The organism is Actinotalea soli (assembly GCF_017565425.1).
GTDB classification, from domain to species: Bacteria; Actinomycetota; Actinomycetes; order Actinomycetales; family Cellulomonadaceae; genus Actinotalea; species Actinotalea soli.
This window is the reverse complement of sequence record NZ_JAGEMK010000018.1, coordinates 1-746: the sequence shown is the minus strand read 5'-3', so window position 1 is coordinate 746 and position 746 is coordinate 1. Positions and strand designations below refer to the sequence as shown.

Annotated in this window: 1 protein-coding gene; it reads right to left on the bottom strand. The window is 52.1% G+C overall.

The genetic code is table 11. The annotated features are described in order from the left end of the window. Positions 1–29 precede the first annotated feature (29 nt). Positions 30–707 carry a Kunitz family serine protease inhibitor gene (locus J4G33_RS16850; RefSeq protein ID WP_208057165.1) on the bottom strand — a complete coding sequence of 226 codons (678 nt, stop codon included), beginning with the start codon at positions 705–707 and terminating at the stop codon, positions 30–32. Between the last annotated feature and the right edge of the window lie 39 nt (positions 708–746).

The window sequence follows — 746 nt, the reverse complement described above, 5'->3', positions numbered from 1 at the left end:
CCGTCCTTCAGTCCAAGTTGTTGCTTAAACTACTGCATCGCGATCTTCCTAGCAAGCTGCTGCTGCTCCTTCTCGAACCTCATGGTGACACTGTCCCCTCCCTCGCCTAGTACAATCTGGCCATTCAGGTTGTTGATACCCACTTCAGCGCAAGGACACTGTTTCGGCTGGCTGCAGGTGCATACCGATAGCTTGTATGACCCTTCTTTTTCTTCTTCGGCCCTCCTCACCTCGAACCACCTCCTCCGGATGTCGTTACTGTTTGGATCCTGTGCGGCGACGATTGGTGTGAAATCGGCATTGGAATTTTCTTTGCCCGTTGTCCACCTGCCCGGTAGCTTGCAAGGGTGGTTCCATTGTGCAATGAAATTGAAGGCGTAGCGGCCACCCTCCCTCATGGTGTTATCTTCAGAATCAGACATATCAGTGCCTGAAGTGAAGTGTACCAACTCGGCTTGGCGGCGGCTGGTTGACCCGACGTACTTCTCACACTGGCTCTGTTTGTTTTGGACTAGACCAAGCATGCCGTTCTGGCTGTTGGATGCGGTGTATTTGATCATATAGTTGTGGCCTATGCGGACATGCTTGCCGTTGGTGTCTAGCACGGCTTCTCCCTGCTTATCGCAGAGAGCAGCTGCGGAGCTTAAGAAGGTTCCTGAGAGGAGGACGGCGAAGACAAGGAGATAGTTGTAGCTGAATGTTGCCATGGTGAACTGGTGAGTTTATTGCTCTTGCTTGTATGGCTC